Origin of the sequence: Sphingomonas sp. NFR15 (assembly GCF_900103265.1) — a bacterium.
In the GTDB taxonomy this organism is placed as follows: domain Bacteria; phylum Pseudomonadota; class Alphaproteobacteria; order Sphingomonadales; family Sphingomonadaceae; genus Sphingomonas; species Sphingomonas pollutisoli.
Window position 1 is genome coordinate 183,445 of record NZ_FMWX01000007.1, and the last position, 15,833, is coordinate 199,277.

The following is a 15,833-nucleotide window of genomic DNA, read 5'->3' on the forward strand; positions in this document are numbered from 1 at the left end:
CGGTCAGGCGCTACCGTCGTCCGACGGAAAATCGGTCGAGATGCTGAGCGCCCGCCACGCCGTCAATTCTTCCAGCCGGGCGCGATCGCCACGCTCGAGCGCGGCGACCGCATCCGAGCCGAGCGGCAGTCGCAAGGGCGGTGCGTCGGCCGCGACGATCACGAGGATGGCGTGCGCGCCGCGCCGCGGGTCGCCCGGCTGGTGGCCGTCATATGCCTGCTGCATGCGTGCCGCCTTGCCCACCACCGCGTCATATTCGGGGCGGCCGCTGTCGAGACTGGTCGATGCGCCCGCGAAGTCGGTGCGAAAGCCGCCCGGTTCGATGATGGTGACGCGTACGCCGATCGACGCCATCTCTTGCGCCAGCACTTCGGAAAAACCCTCCACGCCCCACTTCGCGGCGGAATAGGGCGCGCGGCCGGGGGCGCCCAGGCGACCCCCCACCGAGGAGAATTGCACGATATGCCCGCTGCGGCGTTCGCGCATATGGGGAATTACCGCCTTGGTCATGATGATGGTGCCGAACAAATTGGTTTCGATCTGCTCGCGAAAGGACTCGATCGACGTATCCTCGACCGAGCCGATATTGCCGTAGCCGGCGTTGTTCACGAGCACGTCGAGGCCGCCGAACGTGCGAATGGCGGTCGCGACCGCGGCCAGCGCCTGCGCTTCGTTGGTGACGTCCAGCGCGGCGGTGGCGAGCTGGCCCGGCCGCCGCGCCGCCAACGACTGGAGCTGACCGGGATCACGCGCGGTTGCGAGGAGATTGTCGCCCGATTCGAGGACGGCTTCACACAGCGCCCGACCGAAGCCGCGAGAGCTGCCGGTAATCAACCACGTTCGTGCCATGCTTTGCCCTTCCATGTGCGGTATGAATGTTTTGGAACGTCCGTTCAAGCCCGAGCTGTCATCCGAAGGTGAAGACATAGGCGCGCACGCCGGGCCGGGTGAACGCGACCGTCACGGTGCGATCGGCGATGACGCCGGCCTGACGAACGAGCTGGTACAGCCGGTCTTGTCGAACTTCGCCCCAACCAGCCGCATCGACATCGGCACCGTGGCTAGCGCCCGGCGGGGCGCCGTCGATGAGAACCCGGAAGCGGACCGGCTGGCCGTCCGCCGCGCCGCCGAGCACCAGATGAAGATCCCGCGCGTGGAAGCGATAGCGGATCGCACCCGTCGTCCCGCCGAGGGTCGCGAACTCGCGTCCGATTGCCCATACCCCGGCAAGATCCCAATGGTTCGGCGATAGGCTCGCCGCCGGTTGGTAGCGGTGCGCGACGTCGCGCCGGAGCCCGTCCGGCGACTGGAAATCTCCGGCTTTGGCATAGCCGAGGTAGGATTCGGGCGAGCGGAGGTTTTTCCAATCGGCTTCGGCCTGTATCCCTGTCCCGACCGGCGGGGCAGGCCTGATGCCGGAAACGTCTTGGCCCGCTTCGGTCAGCAGCGTGCGGATCAGCCGTTCGGCCTCGTCATAATGGCCCTCGCCGAGCCGATAGCCGCGGATCGCGCCCTTGGGGTCGATGAAGTAGAAGCCGGGCCAGCCCTCGTTCCCGAACCGCTGCCATGTCGCGTAGTGATTGTCCTGCACGTTGGGATAGCGCACGCCGAGGTCGCGCAACGCGGTGCGCACCTTGGCCGGATCCTTCTCGAACGCGAATTCGGGCGCGTGCACGCCGATGACGACCAGCCCCTTGTCGCGGTAGCGCTGGTCCCACGCGCGCAGTGCCGGGAGCGCCCGCAGCGAGTTGATGCAGGAATAGGTCCAGAAATTCACCACCACGACCTTGCCGCGCAGCGCCGCCACGCCGCCCGGAACGGCGGTGAGCCACGGCTCCGCTTCGGACAGGGCCGATAGCGGCTGCGCTGATGCGTCCGCGGGTGCGGCGGCGATCGCCGACTGCACCGGCAGCGGCTTGGCGGCGACCAGTTGCAGCGCCTCCCCGCAGCACACCGCCGTGGTGACGCCGGCGACCAGAGCGGCGGCCGCCGCGAAGGTGAAGGAGCGGATCCTGAACATGACCGTTTCTCTCGCGCTGTCGGCCTCGGCCGGGTTGGTCCGCACGTTAGGCGTGGCGGGCGGCAATCCGGTGTTAGTCGTCGCGCGCACGCTGTTAGACACTGAGAGGTCCGTCGCCGATCGCGCGGACCATCACCGTCTAACGCCGGATCACTGGCGATAACGGGCATCGCGCCGCCATCCCGCTACTTCGGGTTCGACCGGGTCGATCCGGGGCAGGGAGACGGCAAATGCTCGAAGACCTCATGACAACGCGCCGCACGTTCATGGCGAGCGCGGCGGCGGCGGGAGCGGCGGGGGTGCTGCCCGCGATGCTCCGCGCTGAGGCCGGCGGCACGGCGATCCGCCCGTTCAAGGTGGCGATACCGCGCGCGGAGGTCGATGGAATGAAGCGGCGCATCGCCGACACGCGCTGGGCGGACGCGCAGCCGGCGCCTGATGATGGGCAGGGCGTGCGCCGCCAGACGATCGAGCCGCTGTTACGCTATTGGGGCGGCGCGTACGACTGGCGCAAGATCGAGGCGCGGCTCAACGCGCTGCCGATGTTCATCACCGAGATCGACGGTCTCGACATCCACTTCATCCACGTTCGCTCGCGCCACGACCATGCCCTGCCGATGATCCTGACGCACGGCTGGCCGGGCTCGGTGCTGGAATTCCTCAAGGTGATCGGGCCGCTGACCGACCCGACCGCGCACGGCGGCAAGGCCGAGGACGCCTTCCACCTCGTGATTCCCTCGATTCCCGGCTTCGGCTTCTCGGCCCGGCCGACCACGATCGGCTGGGGTTCGGATCGCACGGCGCGCGCCTGGGCGACGCTGATGCGGCGGCTCGGCTATGCGAAATATGTTTCGCAAGGCGGTGACTGCGGTTCGGTCATCTCGCAGCGCATGGCGTTGCAGAAGGTGCCGGGGTTGCTCGCCATCCACCTCAACATGCCCGCCGTCGTGCCGGCCGATATCGCCCGCACGCTCGCGGCCGGAGATCCCGCGCCGGCGACGCTCACGCCCAAGGAGCGCGGTGCGTTCGACCAGCTCGCGGCCTTCTACCGGGACAATGCCGGCTATGCGATCGAGATGAACACCCGGCCGCAGACGATCGGCTATGCGCTGGTCGATTCGCCCGTCGCGCTCGCGGCGTGGATGTACGAGAAGATCGCGCAATGGGTGTACGCGAACGGCGATCCGCTGCGCGTGCTGACGCGCGACGAAATCCTCGACGACATCTCGCTTTATTGGCTGACCAGGACTGGCGCGTCGGCGGCGCGGATCTACTGGGAAGACCATAGCAACAACTTCAATGCGCGCGGCGTGATCGACCTGCCCGTCGCGGTGAGCGTCTTTCCGGGCGAGATCTTCCGCGCTCCCCGGAGCTGGGCGGAGCGCGCCTACACCGACCTCTTCTATTTCAACGAAGCGCGCGGCGGCGGCCATTTCGCCGCCTGGGAACAGCCCGCGATCTTCGCCGATGAGGTGCGCGCCGCCTTCCGATCGATCCGCTGACCGATCCTTTACGCAGTATCAGGAGATAGACCATGTCCGACACCAAGACGCTCTACACCGCCAACGTCCATGTCACCGGCGGACGCGACGGGGCCGCGCGGAGTTCCGACGGCCGGCTCGATCTCACGCTGTCGGTGCCGGGCGGGCCGGGGCAGGGCACCAATCCCGAGCAATTGTTCGCGGCCGGCTGGTCGGCCTGCTTCGAGGGCGCGATGGCGCACGCCGCGCGCGCCAAGGGCATCGCGCTTCCGCACGACCTCGCGATCGATGCCGAGGTGAGCCTGCGGCAGGGCGAGGACGGCTATTCGCTCGCCGCCCGGCTGACCGTCCGCGCGCCGGGGCTCGACGCGGATGTCGCGCGCCAGCTCATCGACACCGCCCACCGCACCTGCCCCTATTCGAAGGCGATCAAGGGCAACATCGACGCGGTCGTCACACTCGCCTGACCGTTCCCGAAAGGAAAACGCCATGAAAACGTTCCTCGCCGGCGGGCTCGCGCTCGCCGCGGCCCTCATCGCGCCTACCGCGCAGGCGCAGGCGCCTGCCAAGCCCATCATCGTGCTCGTCCACGGCGCCTTCGCGGACTCGTCGAGCTGGAACGGGGTGATCCCGATCCTGCGCAGAGACGGCTATTTCGTGATCGCGATGGAAAACCCGCTGCGCGGGGTGCGCAGCGACGCGGCCGAGATCACGAGCGTCGTCTCGCGCCTGAAGGGGCGGGTCGTGCTGGTCGGCCATTCCTATGGCGGCTCGGTCATCAGTGCCGCCGCGACCGGTGCGGCCAACGTCAAGGCATTGGTCTATGTCAGCGCCTTCGCGCCCGACGCGGGCGAGACCGCGCTCGGGCTGAGCGGCAAGTTCCCCGGCAGCACGCTCGCCGGTGCACTCACGCCACCCGTACCGCTACCGGGTGGCGGCAAGAACCTCTACATCGTGCAGGGCAAGTTCCCCGCGCAGTTCGCCGCCGACGTCGACCCGGCACGGGCATATCTGATGTCGGTCGGGCAGCGCCCGATCGCGGCGGGGGCGCTCACCGAGCCGTCGCCCCAACCGGGCTGGAAGCGCATCCCGTCCTACTTCGTCTATGGCGACCGCGACCGCAACATCCCGCCCGCCGCGCTCGGCTTCATGGCGGCGCGTGCGCACGCCCGGCAGACGGTGGTCGTGAAGGGCGCGTCGCACGTCGTCATGGTTTCGCATCCGGGCGAGGTCGCGCAGGTGATCGAACGCGCCGCAGCGACCCGCTGACGCGCCGCGCCGGCGGCTTACCTTCCGCCGGCGCGCATGTTCAGGGTCGGCGCTGCCTCCAATCCTAGCCGACCATTTGCGTTCGTTCAGCGCGCGTAATCGGTGAAAACCAGATCCGCGGATTTCGGCAGTTTCGTGTGACAGGCGACGCACGAGCGGGTGAGTGTCTCGTCGCGATTGGCCTTTCCGCCCTCGAACTGGCCGTAGCCCCAGCCACCGCTTGAGGCATAGCGCCTCGCGTCCTTCACGCTCACCTGTACGTTGGTCGGCGCGCCGGCAACGAAGGACTGCGGGGCCGGGAACACGGCGTCGTTGCGCGGCGACGATTGGTAGCGCCACGCGAGACGAACGATCGTCGCCCCGTCCGGGAACGGGCGCGTGCCGGCGCGAAAGGCTTTCACGGCGATGTCGTTGCCAAGGATCGCGCGGATGTCGTTGGTCTTGCCGTTCTCCTGAGCGACGCTGATGAGCTTCCAGTCCCGGTAGCCGGGCGGTAGCCTTACCCCATAGACGGGCGACGCCTCGGCGGGATCGGCCGCTCGTGCCGCAACCCTCGGGAGCGCGACGACGAGGAACAGCGCCACGGCCGCGCTGAGCGCTGGTCGCGCGGCGATCATGCCAGTCGCGCCACATCGAGGACGGCGCGCGCGAAGGCGGCCGGCGCCTCCTGCGGGAGGTTGTGGCCGATCCCGCCGGTGATGCGCCGGTGCGCATACGGGCCCGTGAACTTCGCGCGGTAATTCGCCGGCTCGGGGTGCGGCGCGCCATTGGCATCGCCCTCCATCGTGATCGCCGGGATCGACACCGCCGGCGCGGCGGCGAGCTTCGCCTCCGCCGCGTCATATTTGGCCTCGCCTTGGGCGAGCCCGAGCCGCCAACGGTAATTGTGGACCACGATATCGACATGATCCGGGTTGGCGAAGGAAGCGGCGGAGCGTTGATACGTGGCATCGTCGAATGCCCATTTCGGCGACGCCAGCTCCCAGATCTGCCGGTTGAAGGCGTTGGTGTTGGCGGCATAGCCCCTCTTGCCGCGTTCAGTCGCGAAGTAGAATTGATACCACCACTGCAACTCCTGCCTTGGCGGCAACGGCTTGGCGCCGGCGGCCTGGCTACCGATCAGATAGCCGCTGACCGAAACAAGCGCCTTGCAGCGCTCCGGCCAGAGCACCGCCAAGATGTCGGCGGTGCGGCCGCCCCAATCGAACCCGGCGACGATCGCCTGTTTGATGCGGAGCGCGTCCATGAGCGTGATGGCGTCGGTCGCCAGCGCGGTCGGCTGCGCGTTGCGGGCGATCTCGGGCGACCGCAGCAGCGTGGTACCATAGCCGCGCAGATGCGGGACCACGACGCGGTAACCCCTCGCGACCAGCAGCGGCACCACCTCCGCGAAGCTGTGGATGTCGTAGGGCCAGCCGTGGAAGAGCATGACCACCGGGCCATTTGCCGGCCCCACGTCGACATAGCCGACGTTGAGATCGCCGGCGTCGATCTGCCGCACCGGCCCGAGCGTGGAGGCGGTACGGGTGATGGGGCGGCGTGGTGCGACCGCCGTGTGCGCGTTCGCGGCGCCGCCGAGCAGCGCGGCGGCACCTGCGGCGGCGGCGGTGACGAAATTTCGGCGATTCGTGTCGACAGCGTCGGTCGGGGCGATGTCCATGGCGGTTCCTCCTGACTATGCGGTGCCGCCGAAATAGCGCGGCACGCGCGCGCGCACCCGTTAGGCGCTGTTATGCGCTGTCAGCCTCCTGCCGCACCAGCGTCCGCGCGCGACGGGGAACATGAACTAACACCCCCTAACTGGCACCTGAGGCCGTGCTGGTGATGATGACCTGCGCGTCCGGCCGCAATCCTTCGGGCCGGCTTTGTAGATGGGAAACGACATGCCCCAACCCAGCCTCGCGATGGCGCGGCACGTCCGCGATGCCGAGAACGCGTGGAACAGGCGCGATCTTGACGCGATCGTGTTCGGCAACACCATTGATTGCCACTGGCGTGACCGCGTCCACTTCCTGTGGGGGCGCGAGCAGATCCGCGCTCATGCGCAGCGCCAGGTCTGCCGCGAGATCGACGCGCGCGTGCTCCTGGAAGGCTGGGCCGAAGGGGTGGGACGCCTGTCGCTTCGCTTCGCCCGCGAGTTTCGCGATGACGGCGGAACGTGGTTCCGCGTTTATGGCAGCGAAGACCTTCAGTTGGATGCCGCCGGCCTCGTCACCCGCCGCCTGACCGCGGCCAACGAACTGCCGATCGCGGAGTACGAGCGCGCGCTGCGTTGGCCGGCCGGTGCGCGCCCGGACGACCACCCGACTTTGTCCGAGCTGGGTTTCTGATCCCTCAGGCGGCAGCGCCAAATTCGAGTCCGCGCGTTTCGGGAAGTAGCGCCACTGCGATCAGTACGAGGCTGTAGGAAAACGCTACATACAGCCCGATCGCGGGCGCGATGCCGAACGCGGCGATGCTTGCCCCGATAGCCAGTGGCCCCGCGCCTGCGAGACCCCGGCCGACGTTGTAGCAGAAGCCGAGCCCGGAGCCTCGCAGCCGGGTCGGGAACAGTTCGGTCAGCACCGGGGTGATCGCGCTGTAAAGGCCGAGTGCGAACAGGCCGATCACGGCGTTCAGGGCAAGGAAAGCGAAGGCCGGGAGCGGCAGGAAGGTGGCGGCGAGCACCGCCGCGATGCCACCGACCGCGAAGGTGGCGAGCGTCAGCCTGCGACCGGCGCGATCGCCGAGCCAGCCGCCAAGAAGGTAACCGGCGAACGAGCCGCCGATGAGGGTGGCCACGTGCGATGTCGCCTGTGCCGCCGTCATCGCGTGTTCGAGGCGGAGCATGGTCGGCCACCAAGTCGCCAGCGCCCAGTAACCGCCATGCGTGCCGGTCGCGAGGATGCTGCCGCGCAGGGTGCGTCCGCGCGTAACGCTTGAGAAGATCGCATGCCAGTCGCCCTCGGCCTGCGGACTAGAGAAGCTCGGCGTCTCGTCGAGGCGGGTGCGAAGCCAGTACACCCAAGCGGCCGGTAGCAGCCCGACGAAAAAGGTGGCCCGCCAGCCGAGCTCGGGAGGTAGGCGCCAGAGCGCCACCGCCGTTACGACCGCGGCAATCGCCCAGCCGAGTGCCCAAGCGCTCTGAACGGAGCCCGTAACGCGCCCGCGTGTCGCAGGCGCGGCAACCTCGGCGATGAAGACCGCGCCCACCGCCCATTCGGCACCAAACCCGACGCCCTGGACGATCCGGGCGAGCAGCAGTTCGTCGTAGGAGCGGGCGAGACCACATACCGCGCTCGATATCGCGAGCCACAGGATCGTGAGCCGGAGCACCCGTACCCGTCCGATCCGATCGGAGACCATGCCGGCGACCCAGCCGCCAATCGCGCCGGAGAGCAGCGCGGCGGTGGCGAGGACGCCCGCGCGCGACGGGGACATATGCCAGAGGATGAGCAGCACGGGCAGGACGAAGGCGTAGAGCTGCACGTTCATGGCATCGAGGATGAACCCGCCATAGGTGCTCCAGACGGCACGCCGTCCCTCCGCGTCCAGATCGCGATACCAGCGCGGGCTCATGCGGCCCATGCGTCTGCCTCGATCTGGCGCGAGATCGAGATGTTCCGCAGGAACGGCTCGTCATGACTGACGACGAGCAGCGCACCGTCGTAAGCTTGCAGCGCGGTTTCGATCGCGGCGATCGAGTCCAGGTCGAGATGGTTGGTCGGCTCGTCGAGGATCAGCAGTTCGGGCGGCTGATCGGCGCCGAGGCGACAGGCGAGCCCCGCGCGCAGCATCTGACCTCCGCTCAGCGTGCCGACCTGCTGGAGCGCGGCATCGGCCCGGAACAGAAAGCCGGCGAGGGCGGCGCGGCACGCATTCTCGGTCGCGCCTGGATTCAGGTGCTTGAAATTCTCGAGGATCGTCGCGTCGGGATCGAGGAACGCGACCTGCTGGTCGACCATCGCCATGGTCGCGGCGACGTGGATATTCCCGGAAAAAGGGGCGAGTTCACCGCCGATGAGCTTCAGGAGCGTCGTCTTGCCCGATCCGTTGGACCCGACGATCGCGATCCGATCCGGCCCCACAATCGACAGGTTGAAGCGCCGGACTATCGGTGCTGCCGGATCATAGCCGCCCGATACACCCGCCATCGATAGCACCGTTCGGCCGGCGGGAAGGTTGGTCGAGGGGAGCACGATCGAGAGCTTCTGCAATCTCTCGACGCGTTCGTGGGCGGCCGCGGCCGCCGCGTCCGCCTGAGCCGACAGCCTTTCCGCCAAGCGAATATTATTGCCGCGGGTCGCCTCGGCCGCGTTCTTGCGCGCGCCCAGCAGGATGCGGGACATGTCCCCTTTCGCTGCCTTGCGGGCGCCCGCGGCCTCTCGCCTCAACTGTCGCTCTTTCGCTGTACGCGCGTCGCGCTCGGCCGTGGCCCGCTGCTTCCGAGCGTGAGCGAGATCCTGCGCGGCGGCACTGAGTTCTACCGCCTTTCGCGCCTGGTACTGGGTCCAATTGCCACCGTAACGGGAAGCGCCCAAGCTGGTCATCTCGACGATGGCGTCCACACGGTCGAGGAGTTCGCGGTCGTGGCTGACGATGATGAGCCCGGCTTTCCAGTTTTCCACCAATCGCGCGACCGCATCACGACCCGCACGGTCGAGATTGTTGGTCGGCTCGTCGAGCAGGAGGAAGTCAGGGCTCGCGAAAATGGCCGCCGCGAGCAGCGCCCTGGTGCGCTGACCGCCGGAGAGCGCCGCCAGCGGGGTGGAGATGCCCACATCCAGATCAACCTGCGCCAACGCGTCGCAGACTCGCTCCTCCAACGTCCAGTCCGCGACCGCTAGATCATCGAGCGTTGCCGTGCCGGTCTCGGCACGCCGTAGGACGGCAAGCGCCTCGGTGAGGCCGAACAGCTCCGCGATGGTCGCGCATTCTTCCGCGCTGACCCGCTGCCGCATCAGCCGGACGGTCCCGTCGATGCTCACGCGTCCAGCGGTCGGTGTAAGGTCGTGAGACAGGATATGGAACAACGTCGTCTTGCCCACGCCATTGCGCCCGACCAGCCCGACCCGCTCCCGCGAAAAGCTGAGATCGAGCCCGCTGAAAACGGCGCGTCCGTCAGGGGTCGCCCAGGCAAGGTCAGATAGGCTAATCGAAGGCATGGAGATCATCGAAAGTAAACGGCACGGTTTCGTGTCGTTAACAGTGAATAGCGAAATGGACAAGGTGTGGAGGCCGTTGGCGTGATCGAACGTGCAAGCGGTGGACGCCCGACCCAGGCCGAGGCCGCTGCGCGCAGCGAAGCCCTGCTCGATACCGCGCGCGCACTGTTCTCCGAGAAGGGCTATGCCGGAACCACGATCGACGAGGTCGCAACGGTGTTGCGATCGTCCAAGCACACGATCTACCGGCGCTATGCCAACAAGCTCGTTTTGCTGGAGGCGGTGGTCGACCGCGACGTAGAACGCTTCCGGGCGGCGTTGATCGAAGCCGCTCGTACCGAGGCGGACCCGCTCCTGAAGCTGCGAGCTGTCGCGCGTACCTATTTCGGCTTCTCGGCGTCGCCGGGCTACGCAACGCTCTATATCGCGATCGCGCTGGAGGCCGGCCGGTCCGATCATCTGCGGGCCAAGCTTCGTCTGTGGTCCGCCGCCGCGCTCGAACCTATGTGCGACGGGATCAGGGCTGCCGCACCCGAACAGGGGTGGGATCTCGATCAGGCCATGAATATCGCCGAGATCCTGATCGACCTGCTCGACGGCGCCGCCAGCCGCTCTAAATGGTCCGACTCACCGCACTGGGAACCGGATGCCGTGTTCGAGATGCGTTGGCAGTTGTTCTTGCGCGCGGTCCACCCCTGAAATCAGCCGCCTCGTCATTGCGGCATCGAAATCCGCGCGCGGCATATTGAACAATCGTTCAAATATCCTATCTCAGGTGCATGGCAAGACCAAAGGAATTCGATGAGGATGCGGCGATCGATGCCGCGGTCGGGGTGTTTCGCGAGCATGGCTACGAGGGCACTTCGGCACAGATGCTCGTCGATGCCATGGGGATCGGGCGGCAGAGCCTCTACAACACATTCGGTGACAAATGGGGGATCTACCGGGCTGCGGTACGCCGTTACGGACTCTGCGAGACGAACGCACACCGCGAGGCACTCGCCAGTCGGCCCGCAGCGATCGACGGCATACGCGCAATGCTGGAGAGGGTCGTCGGCGAAGCGGAGCGGGGGTGTCTGGGCGTCGGCTCGATCGTCGAGTTCGGCCAGCTTCACGCCGAGTTGACCGAAATCCGCACCGCGATCGGCGGCGCTCTGCGGGATCTACTCATCCGCACGGTCGAGCGCGGACAGGCTGAGGGTGATATCGCGATCGATCTCGATCCGGCAACGATCGCGACCTTCATCGTCGCGTCGATCGCTGGACTCCGTATCGCCGCGCGCGGCGGTGCCTCGCCCGAGCATCTCGCCGCTCTGGTCGACCTCGCACTACGCGCGCTGCGCTAATTTTTATCGTGTTTTGGAATGATCGTTCAAGGAGTTTGAGATGAAAGCAGTCACGTTGAACGGGGCAGGCGGCGCCGAGGTAATGCGCTATGCCGACGTGCCCGAACCCGTCGCGGGCCCTGGCCACGTGATGGTCGAGGTCGCGGCGGCCGGCGTGAACTTCATGGATATTGGCGCGCGGCGCGGTTTGGTCGGCGGCGGGTATAAGCCGACGATCCTCGGCGTTGAAGGTGCCGGGCGCGTGCTCGACGTCGGCCCCGGCGTGGTGGACTTTCGCGTGGGCGACCGGGTGGCGTGGGTGTTCGCGCCCTCAAGCTATGCCGAGCGGGTCGCGGTGCCCGCCGATTCGCTCGTGCGGGTGCCGGACGATATCGCCGATGTCACGGCTGCGTCGCTGATGATGCAAGGGTTGACGGCCAGCCACTTCGCGACAGATTTTTACCCGGTGAAGCCGGGCGACGTCGCGCTGGTTCATGCGGCTGCGGGCGGGCTGGGACAGATTCTGTCTCAAATCATCAAGTTACGCGGTGGTACGGTGATCGGGCGGGTCTCCAGCGCCGCTAAGATAGATACCGCCAAAGCGGCTGGAGCGGACCACGTCATTGTTGATGGGGAGGGGCGCTTTGCGGATCAGGTCCGCCAGCTCACCGGTGGAGTGGGCGTCGACGTGGTCTATGATGGATCAGGCCCCGTGACGTTCCAGGGGTCGCTTGACGCGCTTCGGCGCTCGGGCACGTTTTGCTGGTATGGTCCGGTGCTCGGCGAGCCAAGCGCCTTCAACCTCTTGAGCCTGCCGAGGAGCGTCAAAATCGGGTACGCTGTGTTCTTCGATCACATCCCCACCCCCGAGCTGTTGCGCGAGCGCGCCGCGCGTTTGTTCGGCTGGGTTCGGGACGGCAAGCTGCAGTTGACGCCAGCGACGACATTCGGCTTGGCCGATGCGGCTGTCGCGCATGCGAAGATGGAGAGCCGGGCGACCACAGGCAAGCTGCTTCTCATCCCTTGACGCGCCGCTTGCGTGGCATGGGAGTGGCCCGATGACTGCCGCCGAAATACAGTGTCGAGGGTGGATCGCGCCATCACCGCCCTCCTCACCTGGCTACAGCGACAATCGCGCCGCCGTGGTCATGGCGATGACGAGCCCCGCGACGCTCGGATAGAAGGTCAAGGCGAACCCGAACGCCCGCGATCGCGCGCCATTCGCATATCCGATCCAGAACAGGAAACGACCGATGGCGAAAAGGAGCGCGAGCGCAATGATCAGCGCGGACGACGACTGAACGAGCACCGCGAGCGCGACATGGATCGGGACGGCCAACACCACCTGCTCCAAGGTATTTTGCAAAACTGCGTTGGCGCGGCTTACACGGTCAGTACCGATAGTAGAGGCGCTCCCCGCGATATCGTTGGCCGAGAAGAACCGTAGTCGCGCGACGTTTCCGATCGTCGCTGCAAGCCAGACGAGAACCAACAGGTCTGCCCTTGCAACGACGATCAGGCGATCCGCCAGCGGGAGAGGCGTCGGGTCTGTCAACTCGAGGCATGCTGCCACCACCACGACAGTGATACAGAGCGCCGCCACCATCCTGATCGCAACGCCACGTTGTTCGCGCTGGAAGTTGTTGAGGGGAAGCATTCCGTCAACTCTACCACCAGACGGACCTGGTTGCACATGAACCAACGACCGGTGTCCGGCGAGCCGATTGCGCCGCCGCCCGTGTCGTATCTGCAACACGTCATTCTTGTTTGTGCCATCAAATTGAAGCGCACGCGTAATGGGCGTATCGGCAGCCGCCTCGGAGCCCGACGATCAGATCGGCCCGCAGGAGGAACCGTTCCATGTCAAAGCTTACCCTCACCATCCGCGCGACGCTGCTCGCGGGGGGTGCCACGCTCGTGTGCGGCCCCGCGCTTGCCCAGCAGGCGAGCAGCGATCCAGCCGCCGCCACCCCCGCCAACACCGCGCCCGCGAATCAGACCGCGGAAGCGGCGCAGAACGCGGCCGAGCCGCGCACCCCGCCGGGCGCGCAGCCGCCCGCGGACGATGGCGCGCAGATGGCCGACATCATCGTCACCGGCAACACCTCCGGCAAGCGCACGCTATTCAACAGCTCGTCGAACGTGACGCTCGCGAGCGCCGCCGATATCGCGCGCAAGGCACCGCGCTCGGTCGCGGAGACGCTCGAACTGGTGCCGGGCGTTTTCGTCGAGGGTACCGCCGGCCCGATCTCGAACAACTATTCGGTGCGCGGCCTGCGTGGCGGGTCGCAGGCGTTCATCACGCTCGAAGAGGATGGCATGCCGATCCTCTACGGCGGCGGCGGCGCAGACTTCTATTTCCAGCAGGACATCACCACGGCGCGGCTCGAAGCCGTCGAGGGCGGTACCTCGGGCGTGCTCGCGCCCAACGGCGCTGGTGCGACGATCAACTTCATCTCGCTCAAGCCCAGCTACGACAAGGCCGTCGCTTCGGCGCGCTTCACCGGCGCCAGCTATGGCGACTTGCGCACCGATGCATATTTCTCCGCACCGATCGCCAACAATCTCGCGTTCAGCGTCGGCGGCTACGTCCAGTCACAAAAGGGCGTGCGCGACACCCCGTTCAGCTTCGAGGGCTATAACGTCAAGGCGATGCTCGAGAAGCGCTTCGACGACGGCGGCACCATCCGCCTGACCTACAAGCGGATCGACCAGCACAACCCCTATTACGCCGACATGCCGTTCAAGGTGAGCAGCAACGGCGACATCAGCAGCATCCCCGGCCTTGATCTCAAGACCGGCGACGTGGGCGGCCGCTACTTCACGAACTTCAACGTGCCCGATAGCCCGGCGACCGGCAACAGCCTGCGCTCGTTCCGCTCGACCACCGGCGTCCGCGTCAAGGCGGATACCTATCGGATCGACATCGACAAGCCGGTTTTCGACCACGTCAGCGTGTTCGCGCATGTCCGCTATCTCGACGGCTATTACGACTTCAACGGCATCTTCCCCGGCTCGGGTGCCGGCACGGCCGGACTGACGTCTGCACAGGATTATTTGAACCCGGCGGTATCACCGTTGAACTCCGTGTCGGTCGGCGGCGTGCCATATTTCACCGCTGCGGCGGCCGCTTTCCCCGGCACCGCGCAATATGGCCTGCGTGATATCCAGACCGGCGCGGTCATCCCGGCGAGCAACACCGCCGCGCTCGCCGCGCTCAACGGCAACGGGTTGCTGCAACAGACGGTGCTCAACCACCAGACGCTGTCCACCAAGGATTTCGGCAGCAATTTCGGCGTCAAGTGGGATGCCAGCAGCGGCGCGATCGACAACTCGCTCACCATCGGCGCGATGTTCTACAACGTGCGCCGCAAGAACGATCAGTCGGCGGTGGCCACGGTCCTCAACGACGTGACCAGCAACTCGCACGTCTATGATCTGGTCGCGCTGGGCGCGGGTGGCAACGTGCTGGGATCGCTCACCAACAGCGGCATGGTCAATTACGGCAACTGGGGGCAGGGGATCTTCCAGGACCAGGTCAACTCGATCAACGGCTATTTCAACGACGAACTCAAGATCGGCGATAAGCTGCACATCGACTTCGGCGCGCGCTTCGAGCATCAGCATGTCGGCGTGGCGATCGGGACGGAGGCACAAACCCCAGCGCCGGTTCCACCCGGCACGCCCGGATTGGTGCAAAACGTCGGCAGCACGTTCAGCGGCCAATATACCCGCACCTCAGCGTCGTTCGACAAGGCCGCCTACACCGGCGGCATCAACTACGAACTCACCGATCACGTGTCGCTCTACGCACGCGGCGCCTATGGCTTCCAGACCAACGGCGGCGACACCGGCGGCACGCACAAGCCGACCGGACTGACGCTGTACGAGGGTGGCGTTCGGTTGCGCTGGCCGGGCTTCAACGCGTCGGTGATCGGGTTCCGGACCGAGATCAACGATCTGTCGTATCAGATCATCAACCCCGACAATCCGTCGGTGCAGACCAACGCGCTGGCCGACAGCCGGACCAACGGCGTTCAGGTCGATGCCGACATTCACCCGATCAGCTTCTTCAGCCTGGGGGTGAGCGGCGTCTATCAGGATCCGAAGCTGACCAACCTCACGTTCAGCGCGCCGATCGCGGGCAATTACAACGGCAACACGCCCGAGCGCACGCCCAAGAAGCTGCTGACCGTTACGCCGTCGTTCGTGCTGCCGGGCGGCCTTGGCGAGATCTACGGGCGCTGGAAGTATATCGGCAAGATCTTCGCCGATGCCGGCAATGGCGTGTCGCTGCCCGATTACAGCGTGTTCTCGGTCGGCGCGAGCGTGAACGTCACCGAGCGCTTCAACATCAACGTCAGCGTGGACAATCTGACCGACACCAAGGGCTTCACCGAAGGCAACCCGCGGCAAGGCCAGACCCAGACGATCGTCAACGGCTATTTCTATGGCCGGGCGATTTATGGCCGCAACGCGATCGTCAGCGCGACGATCAAACTGTAAGCTCACGTCACACGTGGATCGTGGCCGGATGTGCGCATCCGGCCACGCCCTTTCTTGCAGGAGCGAACCCTCATGCCGCGCGCCTCGT

At 66.5% G+C, this 15,833-nt stretch carries 15 protein-coding genes; 8 read left to right on the forward strand and 7 right to left on the reverse strand.

The window, feature by feature from the left end; genetic code table 11:
- Nucleotides 1–3: 3 nt before the first annotated feature.
- Entirely contained in the window at nucleotides 4–849 is an 846-nt protein-coding gene (locus BLS81_RS16035; protein ID WP_093225362.1) for an oxidoreductase, read from the reverse strand.
- Between the two features lie 58 nt (nucleotides 850–907).
- The gene (locus tag BLS81_RS16040; RefSeq protein ID WP_093225504.1) at nucleotides 908–2,020 is read right to left on the reverse strand and encodes a redoxin domain-containing protein; all 1,113 of its coding nucleotides are present in this window, start codon (nucleotides 2,018–2,020) and stop codon (nucleotides 908–910) included.
- A 230-nt stretch (nucleotides 2,021–2,250) separates the two neighbouring features.
- On the opposite strand from BLS81_RS16040, the gene BLS81_RS16045 reads away from it, so the two are divergent.
- From BLS81_RS16045 to BLS81_RS16055, 3 genes are read left to right on the forward strand one after another with little or no spacing between them, the layout of a single operon-like run.
- The gene (locus tag BLS81_RS16045) at nucleotides 2,251–3,522 is read left to right on the forward strand and encodes an epoxide hydrolase family protein (protein WP_093225363.1); all 1,272 of its coding nucleotides are present in this window, start codon (nucleotides 2,251–2,253) and stop codon (nucleotides 3,520–3,522) included.
- Between the two features lie 32 nt (nucleotides 3,523–3,554).
- Entirely contained in the window at nucleotides 3,555–3,968 is a 414-nt protein-coding gene (locus BLS81_RS16050; protein ID WP_093225365.1) for an organic hydroperoxide resistance protein, read from the forward strand.
- 22 nt (nucleotides 3,969–3,990) lie between these two features.
- Nucleotides 3,991–4,770, forward strand: coding sequence for an alpha/beta fold hydrolase (locus BLS81_RS16055; protein ID WP_093225366.1), 780 nt, complete (start codon nucleotides 3,991–3,993; stop codon nucleotides 4,768–4,770).
- 86 nt (nucleotides 4,771–4,856) lie between these two features.
- Here BLS81_RS16055 and BLS81_RS16060 read toward each other — a convergent pair whose 3' ends face one another.
- Entirely contained in the window at nucleotides 4,857–5,387 is a 531-nt protein-coding gene (locus BLS81_RS16060) for a cytochrome P460 family protein (protein WP_093225368.1), read from the reverse strand.
- Complete coding sequence (locus BLS81_RS16065) at nucleotides 5,384–6,430, reverse strand: alpha/beta fold hydrolase (RefSeq protein ID WP_093225369.1); 1,047 nt, start codon at nucleotides 6,428–6,430, stop codon at nucleotides 5,384–5,386. Before BLS81_RS16065 ends, BLS81_RS16060 begins: the two co-directional genes overlap by 4 nt.
- Before the next feature lie 244 nt (nucleotides 6,431–6,674).
- Between BLS81_RS16065 and BLS81_RS16070 the strand changes: the two genes are divergently transcribed.
- Nucleotides 6,675–7,100, forward strand: coding sequence for a DUF1348 family protein (locus tag BLS81_RS16070; protein ID WP_256326291.1), 426 nt, complete (start codon nucleotides 6,675–6,677; stop codon nucleotides 7,098–7,100).
- A gap of 4 nt (nucleotides 7,101–7,104) precedes the next feature.
- On the opposite strand, the gene BLS81_RS16075 is transcribed toward BLS81_RS16070, so the two are convergent.
- Entirely contained in the window at nucleotides 7,105–8,337 is a 1,233-nt protein-coding gene (locus BLS81_RS16075; protein ID WP_093225373.1) for an MFS transporter, read from the reverse strand.
- Nucleotides 8,325–9,914, reverse strand: coding sequence for an ABC-F family ATP-binding cassette domain-containing protein (locus tag BLS81_RS16080; RefSeq protein WP_093225506.1), 1,590 nt, complete (start codon nucleotides 9,912–9,914; stop codon nucleotides 8,325–8,327). The genes BLS81_RS16075 and BLS81_RS16080 overlap by 13 nt, the downstream gene beginning before the upstream one ends.
- Before the next feature lie 81 nt (nucleotides 9,915–9,995).
- Here BLS81_RS16080 and BLS81_RS16085 point away from each other — a divergent pair, with 81 nt between their 5' ends.
- The 3 genes from BLS81_RS16085 (at nucleotide 9,996) to BLS81_RS16095 (ending at nucleotide 12,266) form a co-directional block, all read left to right on the forward strand.
- A complete protein-coding gene (locus BLS81_RS16085) occupies nucleotides 9,996–10,613 on the forward strand; it encodes a TetR/AcrR family transcriptional regulator (protein WP_176787197.1) in 618 nt (205 codons plus the stop codon).
- 80 nt (nucleotides 10,614–10,693) lie between these two features.
- Entirely contained in the window at nucleotides 10,694–11,260 is a 567-nt protein-coding gene (locus tag BLS81_RS16090) for a TetR/AcrR family transcriptional regulator (RefSeq protein WP_093225377.1), read from the forward strand.
- A gap of 40 nt (nucleotides 11,261–11,300) precedes the next feature.
- Nucleotides 11,301–12,266, forward strand: coding sequence for a quinone oxidoreductase family protein (locus BLS81_RS16095; RefSeq protein WP_093225378.1), 966 nt, complete (start codon nucleotides 11,301–11,303; stop codon nucleotides 12,264–12,266).
- 93 nt (nucleotides 12,267–12,359) lie between these two features.
- Here BLS81_RS16095 and BLS81_RS16100 read toward each other — a convergent pair whose 3' ends face one another.
- Complete coding sequence (locus BLS81_RS16100; RefSeq protein WP_093225380.1) at nucleotides 12,360–12,896, reverse strand: MAPEG family protein; 537 nt, start codon at nucleotides 12,894–12,896, stop codon at nucleotides 12,360–12,362.
- Nucleotides 12,897–13,099: 203 nt separating this feature from the next.
- Here BLS81_RS16100 and BLS81_RS16105 point away from each other — a divergent pair, with 203 nt between their 5' ends.
- Nucleotides 13,100–15,745 carry a TonB-dependent receptor domain-containing protein gene (locus BLS81_RS16105; RefSeq protein ID WP_093225381.1) on the forward strand — a complete coding sequence of 882 codons (2,646 nt, stop codon included), beginning with the start codon at nucleotides 13,100–13,102 and terminating at the stop codon, nucleotides 15,743–15,745.
- The last annotated feature ends 88 nt before the right edge of the window (nucleotides 15,746–15,833 follow it).

Excerpts from the sequence above, each read along its gene's own strand:
- BLS81_RS16035 (WP_093225362.1), bottom strand. The coding sequence starts at position 849 with ATGGCACGAACGTGGTTGATTACCGGCAGCTCTCGCGGCTTCGGTCGG.
- BLS81_RS16040 (WP_093225504.1), bottom strand. The coding sequence starts at position 2,020 with ATGTTCAGGATCCGCTCCTTCACCTTCGCGGCGGCCGCCGCTCTGGTC.
- BLS81_RS16045 (WP_093225363.1), top strand. The coding sequence starts at position 2,251 with ATGCTCGAAGACCTCATGACAACGCGCCGCACGTTCATGGCGAGCGCG.
- BLS81_RS16050 (WP_093225365.1), top strand. The coding sequence starts at position 3,555 with ATGTCCGACACCAAGACGCTCTACACCGCCAACGTCCATGTCACCGGC.
- BLS81_RS16055 (WP_093225366.1), top strand. The coding sequence starts at position 3,991 with ATGAAAACGTTCCTCGCCGGCGGGCTCGCGCTCGCCGCGGCCCTCATC.
- BLS81_RS16060 (WP_093225368.1), bottom strand. The coding sequence starts at position 5,387 with ATGATCGCCGCGCGACCAGCGCTCAGCGCGGCCGTGGCGCTGTTCCTC.
- BLS81_RS16065 (WP_093225369.1), bottom strand. The coding sequence starts at position 6,430 with ATGGACATCGCCCCGACCGACGCTGTCGACACGAATCGCCGAAATTTC.
- BLS81_RS16070 (WP_256326291.1), top strand. The coding sequence starts at position 6,675 with ATGGCGCGGCACGTCCGCGATGCCGAGAACGCGTGGAACAGGCGCGAT.
- BLS81_RS16075 (WP_093225373.1), bottom strand. The coding sequence starts at position 8,337 with ATGGGCCGCATGAGCCCGCGCTGGTATCGCGATCTGGACGCGGAGGGA.
- BLS81_RS16080 (WP_093225506.1), bottom strand. The coding sequence starts at position 9,914 with ATGCCTTCGATTAGCCTATCTGACCTTGCCTGGGCGACCCCTGACGGA.
- BLS81_RS16090 (WP_093225377.1), top strand. The coding sequence starts at position 10,694 with ATGGCAAGACCAAAGGAATTCGATGAGGATGCGGCGATCGATGCCGCG.
- BLS81_RS16095 (WP_093225378.1), top strand. The coding sequence starts at position 11,301 with ATGAAAGCAGTCACGTTGAACGGGGCAGGCGGCGCCGAGGTAATGCGC.
- BLS81_RS16100 (WP_093225380.1), bottom strand. The coding sequence starts at position 12,896 with ATGCTTCCCCTCAACAACTTCCAGCGCGAACAACGTGGCGTTGCGATC.
- BLS81_RS16105 (WP_093225381.1), top strand. The coding sequence starts at position 13,100 with ATGTCAAAGCTTACCCTCACCATCCGCGCGACGCTGCTCGCGGGGGGT.